Below are 17,904 nucleotides of genomic sequence, written 5' to 3'. Positions count from 1 at the left end.
CTACAAAAGCACTTCCCGTAGGCCTGATAAGCGAAAGCGCCATCAGGCATTGCAAGTCTCATGTAATCGAGCCAGGAGGCCATTTTGACTACCACTGAATCCTTGCCCCAGATCCTGCTGCTGACCCATGGCGGCTGGGGGCAACAGCTTTGCAACAGCCTGCGCATGGTGATGGGCGAAATCAAAGGCGTAACGGAAATCGCGCTAATGCCTGTTGATACGCTCGGCGAATTTTATCAACGCGTCGAAGCCGTAGTGAAAACTATGCCGGAAGGCTCACTGATCCTGACTGATTTTATTGGCGGCACCACGTCTAACGTGGCGGCACGGCTGAGCGCCGATTACCCGGTGGCAGTGATTTCAGGGCTCAACGCCTCTTTGTTACTGGAGGCGCTCGACAAACGCGAGCATGGCCAACTGACCACCTGCGTGGCCGATCTGGTCGAGGCCGGGCGTAGTAGCTGCCTGGACGTTGTTGCCCACGTACGTCAATTACAACAATCACAATAAGGAATAAACATCATGGCAAACATCGTTTTATGTCGTATCGATAGCCGTCTGATTCATGGGCAAGTGGTGACCAAATGGGTTGGGCAATCTCAGGCAAACCGGATTGCAGTGGTCAGCGATGAGCTGGATGCCGATCCGTTTATGAAAAACATCTACCTGATGGCCGCGCCGCCGAACATCAAAGTGGATTGCTTTGGTAACCAGAGTTTTGCCGCCGCATGGAAAGAAAACCAGCTTGGTGACGGCAAGGTTCTGGTGCTGTTCCCCTCTCTGGCGGCGGTTCAGGAAGCGGTCCAGTTGGGTTTTGATGTCACCACCATTCAGGTCGGTGGGCTGGGCGGTGGGCCAAACCGCAAAGCGGTATTCCAGAACATTACGCTGGATGAAAAAGACGTCGGCATTCTGAGCGACCTGAAAAATCGTGGGATTCAGGTGTTCTTCCAGACTATCCCGGAAGATAAGCCTCAGTCGCTGGACGATATCCTGAAAAAATTCTAATTCTTTGATAACAGGGTACTTAATTATGGATACTTTAGTCTTCGCAAGCCTAATGGGGTTGTATTACTGGTTTGCCCGATTACGCCTTGGCTACACCTTCTCCGCCATGCTGCTACAGCCAGTGGTGATTGCCGTATTCGTTGGTCTGCTGTTAGGCAACATGGAAACGGCGATGATCATCGGTGCAGGTATGCAGCTGGTTTATCTCGGCGTGACCTCCACGCCAGGCGGCAACGTCCCGTCGGATCCGGCGCTGGCTGCCTGCATTTCAATTCCTATCGCCGTGAAGGCCGGAATGGACCCGAACCTGGCTATCGCACTGGCGATCCCGTTTGGCGTTATCGGCGTGTTCCTCGACCAGTTGCGCCGCACGCTAAACGCGGCATGGGTACATATGGCCGACAAGCATGCGGAAACGGCAAACATGGCGGGCATTATGCGCTGTGCGTTCCTCTACCCGGCGTTGCTCGGACTGGTACTGCGTTTCCCGGTGGTCTTCGCCGCCAACTATTTTGGTCAGGACGTTGTGGAAAGCTTCCTTAAGCTGATGCCGCACTGGCTGACGCACTCCTTTGAAATTATGGGCGGCATTCTGCCGGCGCTGGGCTTCGCCATCACCATTATGGTGATCGGTAAAAAGAGCCTGCTGCCATGGTTTATCGGCGGTTTCTTTGCGGTGCTGTATCTGAAGGTAGACATCATGGCGATGGCAATCTTTGGTACCTGCGTGGCCTTCCTCATTAAAGGTCTGGCGAAAAATGAAGGAGCAGCATGATGAGCAGCGACGTAATGCAGCATGAACTGGTGGAGCGCGCGCGTGAAAGCGGCACGTTGACCAAAGCAGACATCACCAAAGCCTGGTTTATCTACTGGCTAGGCGCGGAAGTTTCCAGCTCCTATGAACGTTTGCAAAGCCTTATTTTCTGCGCCTCAATGACGCCGATCATCAAAAAACTCTACCCGCAAAAAGAGGAGCAGGTTGAAGCGCTGAAACGCCATTTGAACTTCTTCAACTCGGAGCAGACGTTCGGGGCGGTGATTCAGGGGATCTCCATTGCGATGGAGGAACAGAAAACCCGCGGCGAGCCGATCAGCGACGCCTCAATTACCGGGATTAAAACCGGGCTGATGGGACCACTGGCCGGGATGGGGGACTCCATCATCTGGGCCGCCGTGATGCCGCTGTTAATTGCTATATTCATCCCGTTTGCGGCGAATGGCAGCGCGATGGGCGGAATTGTACCGTTAATTCTCTATCCTGCTATTACGCTGGCAATCAGCTATGGCATGGTTCACAAAGGCTATACGCTGGGGCGTGACTCGATAATTGGGCTGCTGCAGGGAGGGCGAATAAAGGAACTTATCTACGGCGCTAACGTGCTGGGTTTGATCATGATGGGCGCGCTTTCTGCAAGCTACGTCAAGATCACCACGCCGTTAAAACTTAGCGCCCTGAAAGGCTCTGAAGTGGTGGTCCAGCAAATCCTCGACTCTATTGCCCCCGGCCTGTTGCCGCTGGCGGCGGTGTTCGCCATCTATTTCTATCTGGTGAAGAAAGGGCCGCGTTACACCACGATTTTACTGTCGATTGTCGCGCTCAGCGTGGTCTGTTCGCTGCTGGGAGTGCTGTAAGCCATGACACAGAATATCTACCAACAATTGGGGCTAAAACAGGTCATTAACGCCTGCGGCAAGATGACGATTCTGGGTGTTTCCAGCGTAGCGCCGGAAGTAATGCAGGCCACCGCACGGGCTGCTTCAGCCTTTGTTGAAATTGATCGGCTGGTGGACAGAACTGGAGAACTGGTTTCCCGCTACACCGGGGCTGAAGACAGCTATGTCACCTCCTGTGCATCGGCGGGCATTGCTATCGCTGTTGCCGCCGCCATTACCCGTGGTGACCAGGCGCGAGTCTCGCTGATGCCGGACAGCGCAGGTATGGCCAATGAAGTGGTCATGCTGCGCGGGCATAACGTTGACTACGGTGCGCCTATCACCAGCGCCATCCGTTTGGGCGGCGGGAGGGTGGTGGAGGTTGGCTCAAGTAATCTGGCGGCCCGCTGGCAGCTGGAGAGCGCGATTACCGATAGCACCGCCGCGCTGCTGTACGTGAAATCGCACCACTGCGTGCAGAAGGGGATGTTGAGCATTGCGGATTTTGTGCAGATCGCGCAGGTTCACAACCTGCCGCTGATTGTCGATGCCGCCGCCGAGGAGGATTTACACGCATGGGTGGCGAGCGGGGCGGATATGGTGGTCTACAGCGGGGCAAAAGCTTTTAACGCGCCGACCTCCGGATTTATCACCGGGAAGAAACAGTGGATTGCCGCGTGTAAAGCGCAGCACCACGGGATTGCCCGGGCGATGAAAATCGGCAAAGAGAATATGGTTGGGTTGGTGTATGCCCTGGAAAACTACCATCAGGGACAAACCGTAGTCACTGCCGAAGAGCTCCGCCCTGTGGCGCAGGCGATTTCAGCGATTCGCGGACTGGATGCGGATATCGAGCAGGATGAGGCCGGACGCGCTATCTGGCGGATTCGTATTGGGGTGAATGCGCAGGTGCTGGGAATGGATGCTTACGCTGTAGAAGCGCACCTGCGTGAGGGCGATATCGCGATCTACGCTCGCCGTTACAACCTTCATCAGGGCGTCTTTAGTCTTGACCCGCGTACGGTCGCAGAAGGGGAAATGGCGTTGATCGTAGAGCGATTAAAGGAGATTGCAGAACATGCAGCACATTAATTTTTATCGTAATAAAGTGGCTATTAACGTGCTGGCGAAGGATATCGCCAATGCGCGGGAAATCTATGATGCTGCCGAAGGCCACGCGGTGATTGGCATTCTTTCGGCGCAGTTTTCCTCGGTTGAGGAAGGGGTTCTGGAAGTAAAACGTTGGATGAACGACGTGCCGTCGATTTCTGTGGGGTTGGGGGCCGGTGACCCGGCGCAGTATTACAAAGCGGCGATGATTGCCTCACAGGTACATCCAGCACACGTCAACCAGACCTTTACCGGTTGCGGGTTTGCGGCAGGCGCCTTGGCGGCAACGGGCGGTGAACAGACCCATATCAACGCGTTAGTCAGTCCCACTGGCACGCCGGGGGACGTGTTGATCTCGACCGGCGTCAGCAGCAGCCAGGGCACGCCAGCCCGCGTTTCCTGCGAGGCAGCGGTCCGTATGATGTTGGATTCAGGAGCCCATGCGGCGAAGTTCTTCCCAATGGGCGGTGAACAGTCGCTGCCTGAGCTATACGCACTGGCGACGACTGCAGCACGAAACGGCATGACGCTGATTGAACCGACCGGCGGTATCGATCTCGATAACTTCGGCGTTATCCTGCAATCCTGTCTGGAGGCGGGAGTACCGCGCGTCATGCCGCATGTTTACAGCTCGATTATCGACCCACAGACCGGTAATACCCGGCCTGCAGATATCGTCAGGCTGATGGAGATAGTCAAAGCTCTGGTGTGATGTTGCTATCGCCGGATGGCACTTCGCTTATCCGGCCTACAGATAACCTCATGTCACCAGCCCGGTCAGCGTAAGCGCTATCGGGCATTTTTGTCCATATGTCTGCTTTATGCTTTTTTCTTCTTGCTGATGCTTTTTCGTTTTTTAAACCGCAGCGGCCTTCCCGCTATAGTCATTTCATTACTCATCAGGCGGTTATTGCAAAAGGATAAAACGTGAAGCTGAAGATACCTTATTTCGGGGCCGGGGCGGCGGTATTACTGGCGGGATTATTGCTGGCAGGATGCGATCAACAGAGCAGTGATGCAAAGCATATAAAAGTGGGTGTAATTAACGGTGCTGAGCAGGATGTAGCGGAGGTCGCGAAGAAAGTCGCTAAAGAAAAATATGGTCTGGAGGTAGAACTGGTGGGTTTTAGCGGTTCTCTGCTGCCCAACGATGCCACCAATCATGGTGAGCTGGATGCCAACGTCTTCCAGCATCGTCCGTTCCTTGAACAAGATAATAAAGCACACGACTATAAGCTGGTTGCGGTAGGCAATACCTTTGTGTTCCCGATGGCTGGTTATTCGAAGAAAATCAAAACTGTCGCTGAACTAAAAGACGGTGCAACGATTGCGATACCTAACGATCCTACCAATCTGGGCCGGGCGCTGTTGCTGCTGCAAAAAGAGAAGTTAATTACGCTGAAAGCGGATACCGGTCTGCTGCCAACAGCGTTGGATATCACTGATAATCCGCGGCATCTGAAAATTATGGAACTGGAAGGTGCGCAGTTGCCGCGTGTACTGGACGATCAGAAAGTGGATGTGGCGATTATCAGTACCACCTACATCCAGCAAACCGGGCTTTCCCCGGTACATGACAGCGTATTTATTGAAGACAAAAACTCACCGTATGTGAACATTCTGGTGGCGCGAGAAGACAACAAAGATGCCGAGAATGTGAAAGAGTTCCTGCAATCTTATCAGTCACCTGAAGTGGCGAAGGCGGCAGAAACTATCTTTAACGGTGGCGCGGTTCCGGGCTGGTAATCATAACCTTTTGCCGCGCCGGTTGGTGTTAAACCGCTCTGGCGCGGCGACGTGAGTCCATTGAGATAAGTATTACCGAAGAGAGGATCAAAAGCGTGCCCAGCCAGTCTGGCAGGGTAAAGGTAATACCTAACAGCAGCAGGGACAGCAACGCGCTGCTCAACGGTTCCGCGCAGCTTAAAATGCTCGCTTTCGGTCCGCCAATCATCTGCGCGCCTTTCAGGTACAGGCTAAACGTCAGCGACGTGCCGATGACCACCAGATAGAAAAACGCCAGAATCAAACTGCCATTCACCACGAAATTAGTGCCCTGTCCGGCATAAAACGGCAGCAGGATCATGCCGCCGATTAACATACTCCAGCCGACAACCGGCAGCGTGCCATAGCGCGCGATAAGCGTTGAGGGGTAGGTGGTGTAGAACGCGGCGGCAAACGCCGAGGCAATTCCCCAGAACAGCGCGGCAGGTGAGATAGACAGCGACGTCGGGTTACCGTGGGTGACCAGCAAGAAGGTGCCGATAAGCGAGGTGAAGATCGCAGTCAGCACTAAAATCCCCGGTCGTGCTTTGCGCACCACGGAAAACCACGCCACGATTATGGTCGGTGACAAAAATTGCAGCACCGTCGCGGTGGCGGCGTTGGATTTTTCAATAGTCAGCAGAAAGGTTAGCTGTACGGTGAGCGCCCCAACCACGGAAAAAATCAGCAGGCTGATGGCGTCTTTGCGGTTTTTGATAATGGAGAACACTTTGTCGCCGTGAACGAAAGAGAGCATCAGCAGAATGAGCCCGGCGAAAATCAGGCGCGTCATGGTCAGAAACTGCGACGACATCTGGCTTTGCTCCATGATGTATTGCGCGCAAACGCCTGAACTTCCCCACAATACGGCGGCAATCAGGACGTTCATCATCCCTCTTCTGGTGGAACTCATCTTTCCCTCGGCATGTTGTTTTGTTTTATTTGTGTGCAGGCATCATAGCAGAGATGGTTGCGATTTCTGCCAGCACATCCGCAATCAGCCAGTCATTAAAGACTTTTACCTCCGGGCGCATTACCGCGTGCTGTGGCGTAACAATGTAGTAAGACCACGCCAGAGGCCAGCGGGTGTTGGGATGAAGCTGAACCAGTTGTCCGTCTGTCAGTAGCTGCTGCACCAATGCCCTACGCACAATGGCGACACCTTGACCGCTGAGCGCCGCCAGAATCACTGCAGAGGTAGAGTTGATGTGCAATCCACTGTCGCGAACGGCAGGTGCCTGGGTAGCGGTCAGGACATCATTCCAGCCCGGGAAATTGGCGCCGGGGTGGGGAGTGTCATCATGGATAAGCTTCTGTGCGGCCAACCATTCTCCACAGGATATTTTATCTACTGGCACAATACGTGGGCTACAGACCAGAACCGCTTCTTCATCCATCAGCCAGGTTTTATTTACCCCAGGCCAGTCGCCTTTACCGCAACGTACGCCCAGATCCGCTTCGCCATGAGCAACATCCATCAGCTTTTCCGTCACGTTCAAGCGTAATTCTATGTTTTCATGCGCTTGTGAGAAACGATTGAGGCGGCTCATCAGCCAGTTCATCACCAGTACCTGAGAGGCCGTGATAATCACCACCGAGCGTGCTCGCCGACCGCGTAACTTGTTCAGCCCAGATTCCAGATTATCCAGTCCCTGGGTTATCTCGCGCAACGCGTCCTGTGCTTCGCTGACCAGCGTGAGACGCTCTTTGCCTGAACGGGTTCGATGCAGCAGCGGGTGGCCAACCCAGTCTTCCAGCGCACGTACCAGTTGCCCAACGGCAGCCGGAGTGACCCCCAGTTCCTGCGCCGCACCAGTAAAACTGCCGTGGCGGGCTGTGGCCTCAAAAGCGTGTAACCATTTAAGCCGATTAAGCGAGCGCATCAGGTCATTTCCCGTTTTGTGAATATCTTCAGTATATGCCATCGAGATAGATTTTCTTTCTCGGTTCGCTATTTCTTCTCATTCGTCAGCGCCTCAGGGGAGTGGCATTGTTAGCGCATTAACGAATACGTGAAACGAGGCTAGCGATGAACACATTATTTGTCGGCAAAAAACTGTTAGTGGTGGGCGGTACCAGTGGTATCGGATTTGAAACCGCAAAACTGATCCTCCAGGGTGGTGGTCGAGTGGTGCTGGTTGGCAATCGCGCCGAGAAAGCGGAACGGGCCCGTCAGGCGTTGGCGGAACTGGGTGACGTCTCTGTCATTGTGGCGGATCTGATGTCAGAAGCGGGCGTTAAGCAGGTGATGGCAACGGTGAATGCTGAGCACAAAGACATCAACCTGTTAGTAAATGCAGCTGGGGTTTTTTTCCCAAAACCTTTCACTGATCATGAAGTTGAAGATTATGAACTGTACATGAGCCTCAACCGCGCGACGTTTTTTATCACCCGCGATGTCGTGCGTAATATGGTGGCGGCTAACATCCAGGGTGCCATCGTGAATATTGGTTCGATGTGGGCGCAACAGGCAATTGGCGCAACACCTTCTTCAGCGTACTCAATGGCAAAAGCGGGCCTGCATGCATTAACTAAAAATCTGGCCATCGAGCTGGGGGCGAATGGGATCCGCGTCAATGCCGTTTCGCCAGCAGTCGTGCATACACCTATCTACGAAGGATTTATCCCGAAAGAAGACGTACAAGGTGTGATGAGCAGCTTTGACAGCTTCCATCCGATTGGTCGGGTTGGTATGCCGCGTGATGTGGCTGAATCCGTCGCCTTCCTGTTGTCAGACAAAGCGCAATGGGTAACTGGCGCCATCTGGGATGTCGATGGGGGAGTTATGGCTGGGCGTAATGGCTGATATAAATCCCCCGCATAGCTGCGGGGGCGCGTCGAGACATTAAGGCTCAATCGGCGTCAGATAATCCAGCCGTAGCGGTTCGGCTAGCAGATCGTTCATTTGTAGAATGAACGCCTGGAAATGTGGCAGAGCGATATGCTCATCCAGACCGGCCTGACCGCGCCAGGATTCGCGCACGTAGAACACATCCGGCGTGTCGCGTAACTGGAACAGGGCATATTCAATATTGCCCGGCTCCCGGCGCGTGGGCAGCAGCAGAGCTTGTAGCGCCTGTTTCAGTGCGTCGATTTTCCCCGGTTTGGCTTTCAGTACCGCAATAATTGAAATCACGTCAGAATCAGACATGTTAAAACCCCTCCAGCACAATCTTGCCGACCGAGCGACCGGTTTCAATTTGCGTGTGGGCTTTTTGCAGATTTGCCGCGGTAATCGCGCCAAAATGTTCGCCCAGCGTGGTACGGAGGGTGCTGTCGTCGATCAACTGCGCCACGCGGGTCAGTAACTGATGTTGCGCAATGATGTCGTGGGTTGTGAACATCGAACGGGTAAACATAAACTCCCAGTGCAGCGAAATGCTTTTGGCCTTCAGCGGGCGCGCATCGAGAGTTTGCGGATCGTCAATCAGCGCCAGTTTGCCCTGCGGCGCCAGTGCGGCAATAATTTGCGAATAGTGCTGCTCGGTATTGTTCAGGCTGGCAACGTGCGTCACCTCTTTAATGCCTATCCGTGCCAGCTCTTCCGTCAACGGCTTGCTGTGGTCAATCACATGATGAGCGCCCGCTTCACGTACCCATTTCTGGCTCTGCGGACGTGATGCGGTACCGATGACGGTCATTTTGGTCAGCTTACTGGCCAGTTGTGTCAGAATAGAACCGACGCCGCCAGCCGCGCCAACAATCAATAACACATCATCTTCATTGCCATTTTCCTCAACGCCCAGACGGTCGAACAGCATTTCCCAGGCGGTGATAGCTGTCAGTGGCAGCGCCGCAGCAGAAGCATTATCCAGTGTTTTTGGCTTCAGCGCGGTAATACGTTCATCAACCAGCTGAAATTCACTGTTACTGCCAGCGCGGCCGAGCGCTCCGGCGTACCAGACTTCATCGCCGGGTGCGAACAGGGTGACGGCTTCGCCCACGGACTTCACCACGCCAACGGCGTCCCAGCCCAGCACACGCGGCACATCAGCGTTAAAACCTTCGCGGACCTTGGTATCAACGGGGTTGACGGAAATGGCTTTCACTTCAACCAGCAGATCGTGCCCGGTAGCAACTGGCATGGGCAGGTCAATCTCTTGTAAAAATTCAATGTTATTGCCGTCGGTCGCGGCGCGGGTAATGGCGATGGCTTTCATGGTCTCTCCGGTCACAGGAATCAGTTGAATAATTTGATGGTAAACCGGTAACAGAACGGGAAAAATAGCCCTACGGCGACAGGACTTATACTCGGGGAGTGAAAATGTTCCGGCTTGAAGATCTCACGTTGTTTGTCCGCGCCGCGGCGCTGAATAGTTTTAGCGATGCCGCGCGCGAAGTCGGCGTTCAGCCTGCTCAGGTCAGTTCTGCTATCAAGCGTCTGGAGTCTACGTTGGCTATCCGCTTGTTCGCCCGCTCTACGCGCAGCCTGCGCCTGACGCCGGAGGGCGAGGTCTGGCTACCCTATGCTCGCCAGATGCTGGACGTAATGCATGCCGGGCTGCAAAAAATTCAGACCCCGGAAGATGAAGTGTCAGGCACGCTGCAAATCGCCGTGCCTTCCGATCTCGGTCGTAACCTGCTGCTGCCGGTCTTTCAGTCGTTTCGACGCCGCTATCCCGCGCTGCGCCTGCGGATTTTTTTCTCCGACCAGGTAACGGATGTCTTTAAAGACCCCGTCGATGTTGCGTTTCGCTATGGCAACACCGAAGACGCGTCTTACATTGCCCTGCCCGTTGCACCGGGTAACCGACGCGTGCTGGTGGCATCACCGGAATGGGTTGCGCAAAACGGCGCGCCGCAAACCCCGGATGATTTAACACAGCTCAACGCCATGACCTTCGTATTACGCGGCCGCCTGCACGATCGCTGGACGTTTACGCGCAACGGCGAGGTCAGCAGTGTGCAGGTTAACGGCACCATTATGAGTGACGATGCGGAAGTGATCCGGCGCCTGGCGATTGCCGGAGAAGGTGTGGCGTACAAGTCGTGGCTGGATGTCAGCGAGGATGTGCGTGACGGTCGATTACAACTGCTGATGCCGGATTATCAGGGAGAGAAAGTCCCGCTGAATATGATTTGCCCGCATCGGAAGCAGCTTTCAACCGCGGTACGCCTTCTGCACGAGGCGGTGAAGGCGCGGTGTGAAATGCTGGCGCAAAGCTAATAAGCGCTTTACGCCAGAATACTATCGCGTCGTTACTCAGTCTTTTTTCGTTGCATTCGCAAAGAAAATATCAGACTGAATGTCTTTAGTACGGATGGTAAATAGCTGATTGGTTAGATCTTCCGTCAGCTTCTCGGCGTCGGCCATGATGCGCAGGTTGAAGTCATTCAGCATCTTATCCGCGGCGGGTTTATCGGTTTTCGCCATCTTCAGATACTCTGCTTCGACCTCTTTTTGCTCCTTCGCCACTTTGTCTTCCCACGCTTTGTAGGCTTTTTTGACGATTGGCGCGAGCTTCGGATAATCGGTCATCGTCAGCGTTTGTAATTTACGATATTTCCAGTAGATAGACTGATCGTCCGCTTTATCGGTACCCATCGTGTAGTTAGCCGGATACGCTTTCAGACCGCTGTAGTACGGAACGAAGGCGGTGAGGTCAGCCATGCCCAGGCCAATGTAGGTCGTTTCACCAATCTCTTTTGGCAACCACGGACGGACCTGCATGACGTGCGCTTCATAGGTACGGAAAACGCTGACCGGACGCCATGGCTCTTTGCCGTTCAGACCGTTGGTGTACGGGTCATGGCTGGTCCCTTCATAGTGACTACGCAACACGGCTTTCACATCGTCCAGCGTCATTTTCTTCTCTGGCGTCATGAAGACCGGGAATTCGCGCCCTTTGGCCATATCCTGATTTACGGAAGGATTGAACTCTTTCTGGATGGTCCATACGCGAGGGTCGTTATACGTGCGGTCACGCTCGTCATCACGGGTATAGGCTTTGGAGAAGTTGAATTTACCGTCTTTCGCCGGATCGTACAGCCCTTTTTCAGTCGCAAATTGAATCAGGTTTTTTGACGCCATCATGTCCGGACTTTTAGGATCGTAATCCTGTAAGCGGCCCTGATTACCGGTGGCAAAATACTGGTTATTCGGCAGACGCTGCGCCATCCACTGGTGGCCGCTACCGGTTTCCAGGTACCAGATCTCGTTATCGTCGACGACGGCAACGCCAAAACCTTCGCCTGCGCCGACGGTCTCAACGATATGGCCCAACAGCGCCACAGCTTCACGTGCGGTTTTACTTTGTGACAGCAGAATATCCGGGATATCGTCTTCGGTGATCCCTTTATCCTCAACGTACGGGTCGGCGGCCAGTGCTTTCGGTGAGGCAAAAATGGATTCTGTACCGCTCACGCCGACACCCAGCTCGTTAAATCCGGTCGCGCCGTGCAGTTGGGTTTTCCAGTTTGGGACAGTGGTATAACGCAGAGAGTTTTTCGGCAGTGGCCAGGTAAAATCATTCGCACCATTATGTGCTTTGGTGCTGTATACCCCGGTCTGATTTTGCTTTGCCGGATGAATGACAAAATGCTGTGCTTTCAGGGCATCGCTGTCTGCGCTACGGGCGACCAGCATGGAGCCGTCCGCTGATGCTTCGTTGCCGACCAGCAGGGTCGTACAAGCAAAACCTGATGAAACAACGGCCAAATTTATAGAAAGTGCAATCAGGCACTTTTTAAAAGTAAACATTACGTATCCCTCATATGTACGCCAAAAATACACCGGAAACACACCGTTTCCTGAAATGCGATAACGCCTGAACGCTCAGACATTGCTCGCGAGAGAGATAAACGCCCCTGCCCACGTCTTCTCCAAATATCCATCCGTAGGTTGAAGTCTTCTGGGCAAAATATAACGCCCATTTCGCTTAATTATTACGCAACGGATATTATGATATTCAGGATGTTTCCTGATTCGCGATGAAGAATAGCAATGGGTTATGTGTGGATTCAGTGACCCATGTCGCGTAAGTCAATGATGACAAATGTGAATTTCATTGAGGGGCCGTACTTTTTGTTTCCGGATATGACGCTACCTTTTGCGGCAATACAGCGAGGGCACATTGGAGCTGGCAAAAATCCATGCACCTTTATACTCCTCCATGACCAGGCTCAGGCTTCGTCCGCTTTGGCGGTAAAATCCAGGTAATGTGTCGTTAATATCCGCTTCATCAGCGGTGTCAGCGAAGGTTTTGACGACCTGCATCGCCTGTAGCACTCGGGCATCGCGCTTTTGGGTGTAGTTAAAATAGATGTTCCTGCTAATGTCTGAGGTATTACGCCCGTACAGTTTGCCGGTAATAGTGGCCAGGCCTTCACTGTTGTACATCCGAAACGATAACGTACCCGTAAAGCGGTTGCTGCCAATATTCCATTCCATGTTACCGATGCAATTCAGCGGTTTGTCGGCATAGCGTGAATGCCATAACCATCCGCCTGAACCGAGCACAGTAACCAGCCCGGCCACGAGCACTATAAGGTGGCGTGTTTTTTTCATTGCCCTCGCATCCAGTAATAATGAGTAGTACAAAATGCGTTAGCATCCACCCGTGCATCTTTATCACAGACAAATGCCACGATCCTTTCCGCTTTGCTGTAACCGGTAAGAAACACGTGCTTGTTGTTTTCACAGAGATAGGGATGTAACTGCATCAGATTGAAATAGCCTTGCTGGTCGTGTTCATTTGGTGAGTAATAGATTTTGCAATTTTGCCGCGATGGGGTCTGCATGGAAGCCTGGACAAATTTACTAAACGGCATAACAGGGCGCGTTTGATACCACACCAGCCAGATGATCAACGTGGCAATCACGACACTGGCGCTAAATAAAACCTCAAACCAGGGTATCTGCGTCGTTTGTTGTGGTGTCGAAGGAATTATCTTTGCGGGGGGGATTTCTTCAATAACCGGCGGCGGGGAAACTTCACTCTGTTGAAGCGTTATTGTCTCTACTTGCGTATTCTCATTTAATCTGAGCCCGCGTCGGGAAATAGTTTTCACCGTATCACGAGGCAACCCCACGTCCGCCAGCGCGTTTCGTAGCGTCAGAATAGCCTGGTAAAATGTGTTGGTGGTGGTCACATTATTTCTTTCACCCCAACCAATTGTCATCAACGTGTTCTGGGAAACAATGTCACTTGCGTGAGTAATTAAATAGAGAAAACAGAGCGAGGCAGGGAGCTGGAGCTGAATTGCTCGCCCGGTCTGACGATTGACCAGACTTTTGCTATCAGGATTAAATTCGACCAACTGATTGATAAGGTACAATTGCCCAGCCCTCAGTAACCAAAACGAATCACAGCGTGTGCTAACGCATCCTTTAAATTTTACATCCAAATCGAAAATGCGCCTCACTCTTTGTTCATGAACGAAGATAAGAATTTCACTAATTCGTTAAAATATCTTTAAATACAATACGTTAGTAATCTTATTTCTTAGGTGAGAATTAACTAAGGTTAAATAATGAGAATTCATTACAGTTTTATCTGAATTATCTTTATATTTGTCCACAACATGACAAGGGTGATTGAGTTATCAGAATTACGTAATTAGTAAGTGACTTTTACGCAGGTTATTTTTTAGCAAATAGTGCTTTTTTACTGTTTATCCTGGAATCTGAATTTATGCATAAAATTCCTAATGCATAGGTTGTTATTCTGAGATAAAGCGTAAATAAGCTTAGCGCAATCGTATTACTCACAGACCATACATATTAGTGCATCAGGAGTTTATTACATTTTATTAGCGCCACTGTTATTAACTGACAAGGAATGTACTACGTGTTGGATTGACACATTTATTTACCAATGAAATATTTATGGAAAAATAACAGGAGTCATTTTTGATGAAGAGATCACCGTCACAGACTGTTCGTTGCATAAGCTGTGAATTATCCTGTCAATTATTTCCGGATACTGCGGTTCGTGCCAGTTACTGTCACCGTGCCGCATTTGCGATCTGGCCTGAGGGGAATGGCTTTCTGCAAAAAGGAATTATTGAAAAGCTTCTGCTTAATAATCAAAACCATTTGTCGCGTGGGTTTATTTTTGTGGACTTTTCTTTCCCGAATCTGCGCCTGTTTGCCGACCCGCAATGGGTTGACCGGCTTGCCTACAGCGGTATGCATATTGTGTTGATAGCAGACAGGAACCTGGCGCCGTTAGCCAACTACTGGCTGTCCAAAAGCAATAAAATACAAGGGATTATATATTCTGATGATGATGACGAAGTTCAACATCAGAAAATTAGGCGACTCTTTACTGGTCATCTCGCTAACAGCAAACGTGGACGCTCACTTAACTATACTGAAATGATATTACTGAAGCGTTTTGTGTCAGGGAAAAGTATTCAGCAAATTACCAAAATAGATAATATCGATATTAAGAAAATATATGTCTACAAGCTCAGGCTTGAAGATAAGTTAGGCCATAGTATTCATCAAATATTGTCGAATATTTTATAACGTATTTTTGAGTTTTATTATTTTCACATCCTTGCGATGTGGTGGACGCTCTACGCCTGAAAGCAGGAGGCTAATATGCCAAATCCCAAATCTTATTCTCGTATTGCCATAGCGGTTTCAGCCGCATTAACCTCTATGGTATTTTCAGCTCAAGCGGCATGGGTTGACGTTGATAGTCTACCCTCCACCGGACTGGTTAGCAGTCTGCCCCCGGAATTGCAGGCAATAATTCCAGCGCAGGCAAATGCCAGTTTCGCTAAAACCAGCGCCATGCCGAATTATGTTTATCAATGGAGTGCGGGCACTATTCCCGTTTATGGCAATGGATTAACGATTAATGGACCCGGCGCTGAAGCTTTTGAGCACTCTGTTACCGTTATTCAGAACAGTACAACGGGTAGTCCGGGCGTTATTTTTGGGGACGACCTGACGATTCGCACGCAGTCGAAGAATGCCGCCAATAATGGTAAAGATGTTGACGGTATCCGCACGCACGGGGCGAATACGCCGGATAACCCGGTCTTTATCATCACCGGGGATCGCACCAGTATTTATGTGGACGGTCAGGATGGTGACGGTATTAACGCCGGTTACAACTCCTATAGCCAGGGTTGGAAGGGCTCGGCCAGCATTTACGTCGGTGACGATCTGTATATTCAGACCACCGGTTCCCAGGGACGTGGTATCACAGCAAACGCGATGAAAGACGCCACGCAGGCCAAAAATACAATTGTGGTCGGCGACCGGGCACACATTGTGACGATCGGTGACAGTTCAGAGGGTCTTCGCACCGGGCAGAGCGGTTCCTCGATACTGCTTGGCAATGACGCCACCATTGAGACTTCGGGTGCTTCTTCAACGGGGATTTATGCCGCCTCATCGTCCAGAACGGAACTGGGCAACAACGCGACGATTACGGTCAACGGCGTCAGCGCTCATGCGGTTTATTCCACCAACGCGACCGTGAATCTCGGTGAAAACGCAACGATCAACGTGAACAGTTCGGCGAAAGCGGCGTCATACAGCAAAGCGCCACGCGGCCTGTATGCGGCTTCACGCGGGGCGATAAACCTGGCAGGCGGTGCCGCCATTACCATGGCGGGCGATCACAGCAACGAAAGTTATGCCATCAGTACTGAAACGGGCGGCATCGTAGACGGTTCTACTGGCGGGCGTTTTCTTATCGACGGCGATCTTCATGCCGCTGGCGCGACTGCTGCAACCAGCAGCCTGCCGCAGCAAAACAGTACCATTAAGCTCAACATGACCGACAACTCGTTGTGGAGCGGGGCGTCATACATCACCAGCGCCACTGCCGGGACGGGCGTTATCTCGCTGCAAATGAGCGACGCGACCTGGAACATGACTAACAGCTCAACGCTCACCGACCTGACGCTGAACGGCGGGTCAGTGGTGAACTTTGGGCATGCTGACGGCGAACCGTGGCAGACGCTTACCATCAATGAAGATTTTACCGGGAACGGCGGCAAACTGGTTTTCAATACTGTCCTGAATGACGATACCTCCGAAACCGACAAGCTGAAAGTGCTCGGCAACACTGCGGGTAATGCGTTTGTGGTGGTGAATAACATTGGCGGAACCGGGGCGCAGACCATTGAAGGTATTGAGATCATCGAAGTGGCCGGTAATTCTGACGGTACTTTTGAGAAAGCGGGCCGTATTGTTGCCGGTGCGTACGACTATAACGTGGTGCAGAAAGGCAGTAACTGGTATCTGACCAGCTTTATTCCTGCTCCGCCGGATCCGGAAGACCCGGACCCCGTCGATCCGCATGACCCGGACCCTGTTGATCCGGACCCGGTCGATCCTGTAGACCCGATTATCCCTGAGCCGGAAGAACCTGTTGCGCCTCCTGTCACTGAGCAGCAATACCGTCCGGAAGCAGGCAGTTATCTGGCGAACAACTATGCGGCTAACACGCTGTTTATGACCCGACTGCACGATCGTCTGGGTGAAACGCAGTACGTCGATATGCTGACAGGCGAGAAGAAAGTTACCAGCCTGTGGATGCGTAACGTTGGGGCGCATACCCGCTTCAAAGACGGTAGCGGGCAGTTGAAAACCCAAAGCAACAGCTATGTGATGCAGCTAGGCGGCGACCTGGCGCAGTGGAGTAGCGACGGTCTTGACCGCTGGCACCTCGGCGCGATGGCCGGTTATGCCAACAGCCAGAACCGCACGCAGTCCAGCCTGACCGGCTACCATTCACGTGGCCAGGTCACCGGTTACAGCGTGGGGTTGTACGGCACATGGTATGCCAATGACGCCGACAAGACCGGCACCTACGTAGATACCTGGGCGCTGTATAACTGGTTTGATAACAAAGTGATGGGCCAGGAGCAGGCAGCAGAGAAATACAAATCCAGCGGGATAACCGCTTCGGTTGAAGCCGGTTACAGTTTCAAACTGGGTGAAAGCGAGCGCAACAGCTACTGGCTGCAACCGAAAGCGCAGGTGGTATGGATGGACGTGCAAGCCGACAGTCACCGCGAAGCGAACGGTACCCGCGTGAAGGACAACACCGATGGCAACCTGATGACCCGTCTGGGCGTGAAAGCCTTTATCAACGGGCACAACGCCATCGACGACGGTAAATCTCGCGAGTTCCAGCCGTTTGTTGAAGCCAACTGGATCCACAACACACAGACAACCAGCGTGAAGATGGACGATGTGAGCAACGACATGCGCGGCACCAAAAACATCGGTGAGCTGAAAGTCGGCGTTGAAGGTCAAATCACTCCGCGCCTCAACGTGTGGAGCAACGTGGCCCAACAGGTCGGCGATAAAGGCTACAGCGATACCCGCGGTATGCTCGGCGTGAAATATAACTTCTGATGCATCACAGGTAATAGAAAGCCGCTGAATAATCGATCGGC

At 52.4% G+C, this 17,904-nt stretch carries 18 protein-coding genes; 11 read left to right on the top strand and 7 right to left on the bottom strand.

What is annotated here, in order from left to right:
* Positions 1-84 precede the first annotated feature (84 nt).
* The 7 genes from BZK40_RS06695 to nlpA all read left to right on the top strand — a co-directional run bounded on the left by BZK40_RS06695 (position 85) and on the right by nlpA (position 5,517).
* A complete protein-coding gene (locus tag BZK40_RS06695) occupies positions 85-510 on the top strand; it encodes a PTS sugar transporter subunit IIA (RefSeq protein ID WP_048215255.1) in 426 nt (141 codons plus the stop codon).
* A gap of 12 nt (positions 511-522) precedes the next feature.
* Positions 523-1,008: a PTS sugar transporter subunit IIB gene (locus BZK40_RS06690; protein WP_003023959.1), complete on the top strand. Its 486-nt coding sequence runs from the start codon at positions 523-525 to the stop codon at positions 1,006-1,008.
* Positions 1,009-1,033: 25 nt separating this feature from the next.
* Positions 1,034-1,783 carry a PTS mannose/fructose/sorbose/N-acetylgalactosamine transporter subunit IIC gene (locus tag BZK40_RS06685; protein ID WP_003023960.1) on the top strand — a complete coding sequence of 250 codons (750 nt, stop codon included), beginning with the start codon at positions 1,034-1,036 and terminating at the stop codon, positions 1,781-1,783.
* The gene (locus tag BZK40_RS06680) at positions 1,780-2,640 is read left to right on the top strand and encodes a PTS system mannose/fructose/sorbose family transporter subunit IID (RefSeq protein ID WP_005121522.1); all 861 of its coding nucleotides are present in this window, start codon (positions 1,780-1,782) and stop codon (positions 2,638-2,640) included. Before BZK40_RS06685 ends, BZK40_RS06680 begins: the two co-directional genes overlap by 4 nt.
* Before the next feature lie 3 nt (positions 2,641-2,643).
* On the top strand, positions 2,644-3,753 hold the full coding sequence (gene dgaE / locus BZK40_RS06675; protein WP_079934367.1) for a D-glucosaminate-6-phosphate ammonia lyase: 1,110 nt from the start codon (positions 2,644-2,646) through the stop codon (positions 3,751-3,753).
* Positions 3,740-4,483 (top strand): 2-dehydro-3-deoxy-phosphogluconate aldolase, encoded by a 744-nt coding sequence (dagF, locus tag BZK40_RS06670; protein WP_032945420.1) that lies wholly within the window; start codon positions 3,740-3,742, stop codon positions 4,481-4,483. The genes dgaE and dagF overlap by 14 nt, the downstream gene beginning before the upstream one ends.
* Before the next feature lie 215 nt (positions 4,484-4,698).
* Entirely contained in the window at positions 4,699-5,517 is an 819-nt protein-coding gene (nlpA, locus tag BZK40_RS06665) for a lipoprotein NlpA (protein ID WP_008786507.1), read from the top strand.
* A 28-nt stretch (positions 5,518-5,545) separates the two neighbouring features.
* Here nlpA and BZK40_RS06660 read toward each other — a convergent pair whose 3' ends face one another.
* Positions 5,546-6,448 (bottom strand): carboxylate/amino acid/amine transporter, encoded by a 903-nt coding sequence (locus BZK40_RS06660; RefSeq protein WP_003827166.1) that lies wholly within the window; start codon positions 6,446-6,448, stop codon positions 5,546-5,548.
* A 25-nt stretch (positions 6,449-6,473) separates the two neighbouring features.
* Positions 6,474-7,418 (bottom strand): LysR substrate-binding domain-containing protein, encoded by a 945-nt coding sequence (locus BZK40_RS06655; RefSeq protein WP_079934390.1) that lies wholly within the window; start codon positions 7,416-7,418, stop codon positions 6,474-6,476.
* Between the two features lie 146 nt (positions 7,419-7,564).
* Here BZK40_RS06655 and BZK40_RS06650 point away from each other — a divergent pair, with 146 nt between their 5' ends.
* Positions 7,565-8,341, top strand: coding sequence for an SDR family NAD(P)-dependent oxidoreductase (locus BZK40_RS06650; protein ID WP_079934366.1), 777 nt, complete (start codon positions 7,565-7,567; stop codon positions 8,339-8,341).
* A gap of 39 nt (positions 8,342-8,380) precedes the next feature.
* On the opposite strand, the gene BZK40_RS06645 is transcribed toward BZK40_RS06650, so the two are convergent.
* Together BZK40_RS06645 and BZK40_RS06640 are read right to left on the bottom strand one after the other, a co-directional pair.
* The gene (locus BZK40_RS06645; protein WP_162623446.1) at positions 8,381-8,671 is read right to left on the bottom strand and encodes a putative quinol monooxygenase; all 291 of its coding nucleotides are present in this window, start codon (positions 8,669-8,671) and stop codon (positions 8,381-8,383) included.
* Positions 8,672-8,687: 16 nt separating this feature from the next.
* Positions 8,688-9,695 carry a zinc-binding alcohol dehydrogenase family protein gene (locus BZK40_RS06640; RefSeq protein ID WP_048215259.1) on the bottom strand — a complete coding sequence of 336 codons (1,008 nt, stop codon included), beginning with the start codon at positions 9,693-9,695 and terminating at the stop codon, positions 8,688-8,690.
* Positions 9,696-9,799: 104 nt separating this feature from the next.
* Here BZK40_RS06640 and BZK40_RS06635 point away from each other — a divergent pair, with 104 nt between their 5' ends.
* Complete coding sequence (locus BZK40_RS06635) at positions 9,800-10,702, top strand: LysR family transcriptional regulator (RefSeq protein ID WP_079934365.1); 903 nt, start codon at positions 9,800-9,802, stop codon at positions 10,700-10,702.
* Positions 10,703-10,738: 36 nt separating this feature from the next.
* Here BZK40_RS06635 and BZK40_RS06630 read toward each other — a convergent pair whose 3' ends face one another.
* From BZK40_RS06630 to BZK40_RS06620, 3 genes are all read right to left on the bottom strand, one after another.
* Positions 10,739-12,235: a C69 family dipeptidase gene (locus BZK40_RS06630; RefSeq protein ID WP_032945412.1), complete on the bottom strand. Its 1,497-nt coding sequence runs from the start codon at positions 12,233-12,235 to the stop codon at positions 10,739-10,741.
* A gap of 342 nt (positions 12,236-12,577) precedes the next feature.
* Complete coding sequence (locus tag BZK40_RS06625; protein ID WP_003827183.1) at positions 12,578-13,042, bottom strand: YqeJ family protein; 465 nt, start codon at positions 13,040-13,042, stop codon at positions 12,578-12,580.
* On the bottom strand, positions 13,039-13,812 hold the full coding sequence (locus BZK40_RS06620) for a winged helix-turn-helix domain-containing protein (RefSeq protein WP_020996049.1): 774 nt from the start codon (positions 13,810-13,812) through the stop codon (positions 13,039-13,041). Before BZK40_RS06620 ends, BZK40_RS06625 begins: the two co-directional genes overlap by 4 nt.
* 577 nt (positions 13,813-14,389) lie before the next feature.
* Here BZK40_RS06620 and BZK40_RS06615 point away from each other — a divergent pair.
* Both BZK40_RS06615 and misL read left to right on the top strand, forming a co-directional pair.
* Positions 14,390-15,007, top strand: a complete 618-nt coding sequence (locus tag BZK40_RS06615) for a helix-turn-helix transcriptional regulator (RefSeq protein ID WP_032945410.1) — start codon at positions 14,390-14,392, stop codon at positions 15,005-15,007.
* A 75-nt stretch (positions 15,008-15,082) separates the two neighbouring features.
* Entirely contained in the window at positions 15,083-17,863 is a 2,781-nt protein-coding gene (gene misL, locus BZK40_RS06610; protein ID WP_079934364.1) for an intestinal colonization autotransporter adhesin MisL, read from the top strand.
* The last annotated feature ends 41 nt before the right edge of the window (positions 17,864-17,904 follow it).

The sequence above is a fragment of the Citrobacter portucalensis genome (genome assembly GCF_002042885.1).
Lineage (GTDB): Bacteria > Pseudomonadota > Gammaproteobacteria > Enterobacterales > Enterobacteriaceae > Citrobacter > Citrobacter portucalensis.
Note: the sequence above shows the minus strand (reverse complement) of the source record. Positions and strands in the feature narration are given on the sequence as shown.

Bases quoted from the DNA above. Each gene is read 5' to 3' on its own strand.
- BZK40_RS06690 (WP_003023959.1), top strand. From the start codon at position 523: ATGGCAAACATCGTTTTATGTCGTATCGATAGCCGTCTGATTCATGGG.
- BZK40_RS06685 (WP_003023960.1), top strand. From the start codon at position 1,034: ATGGATACTTTAGTCTTCGCAAGCCTAATGGGGTTGTATTACTGGTTT.
- BZK40_RS06680 (WP_005121522.1), top strand. From the start codon at position 1,780: ATGATGAGCAGCGACGTAATGCAGCATGAACTGGTGGAGCGCGCGCGT.
- dgaE (WP_079934367.1), top strand. From the start codon at position 2,644: ATGACACAGAATATCTACCAACAATTGGGGCTAAAACAGGTCATTAAC.
- dagF (WP_032945420.1), top strand. From the start codon at position 3,740: ATGCAGCACATTAATTTTTATCGTAATAAAGTGGCTATTAACGTGCTG.
- BZK40_RS06660 (WP_003827166.1), bottom strand. From the start codon at position 6,448: ATGAGTTCCACCAGAAGAGGGATGATGAACGTCCTGATTGCCGCCGTA.
- BZK40_RS06655 (WP_079934390.1), bottom strand. From the start codon at position 7,418: ATGCGCTCGCTTAATCGGCTTAAATGGTTACACGCTTTTGAGGCCACA.
- BZK40_RS06650 (WP_079934366.1), top strand. From the start codon at position 7,565: ATGAACACATTATTTGTCGGCAAAAAACTGTTAGTGGTGGGCGGTACC.
- BZK40_RS06640 (WP_048215259.1), bottom strand. From the start codon at position 9,695: ATGAAAGCCATCGCCATTACCCGCGCCGCGACCGACGGCAATAACATT.
- BZK40_RS06635 (WP_079934365.1), top strand. From the start codon at position 9,800: ATGTTCCGGCTTGAAGATCTCACGTTGTTTGTCCGCGCCGCGGCGCTG.
- BZK40_RS06630 (WP_032945412.1), bottom strand. From the start codon at position 12,235: ATGTTTACTTTTAAAAAGTGCCTGATTGCACTTTCTATAAATTTGGCC.
- BZK40_RS06625 (WP_003827183.1), bottom strand. From the start codon at position 13,042: ATGAAAAAAACACGCCACCTTATAGTGCTCGTGGCCGGGCTGGTTACT.
- BZK40_RS06615 (WP_032945410.1), top strand. From the start codon at position 14,390: ATGAAGAGATCACCGTCACAGACTGTTCGTTGCATAAGCTGTGAATTA.
- misL (WP_079934364.1), top strand. From the start codon at position 15,083: ATGCCAAATCCCAAATCTTATTCTCGTATTGCCATAGCGGTTTCAGCC.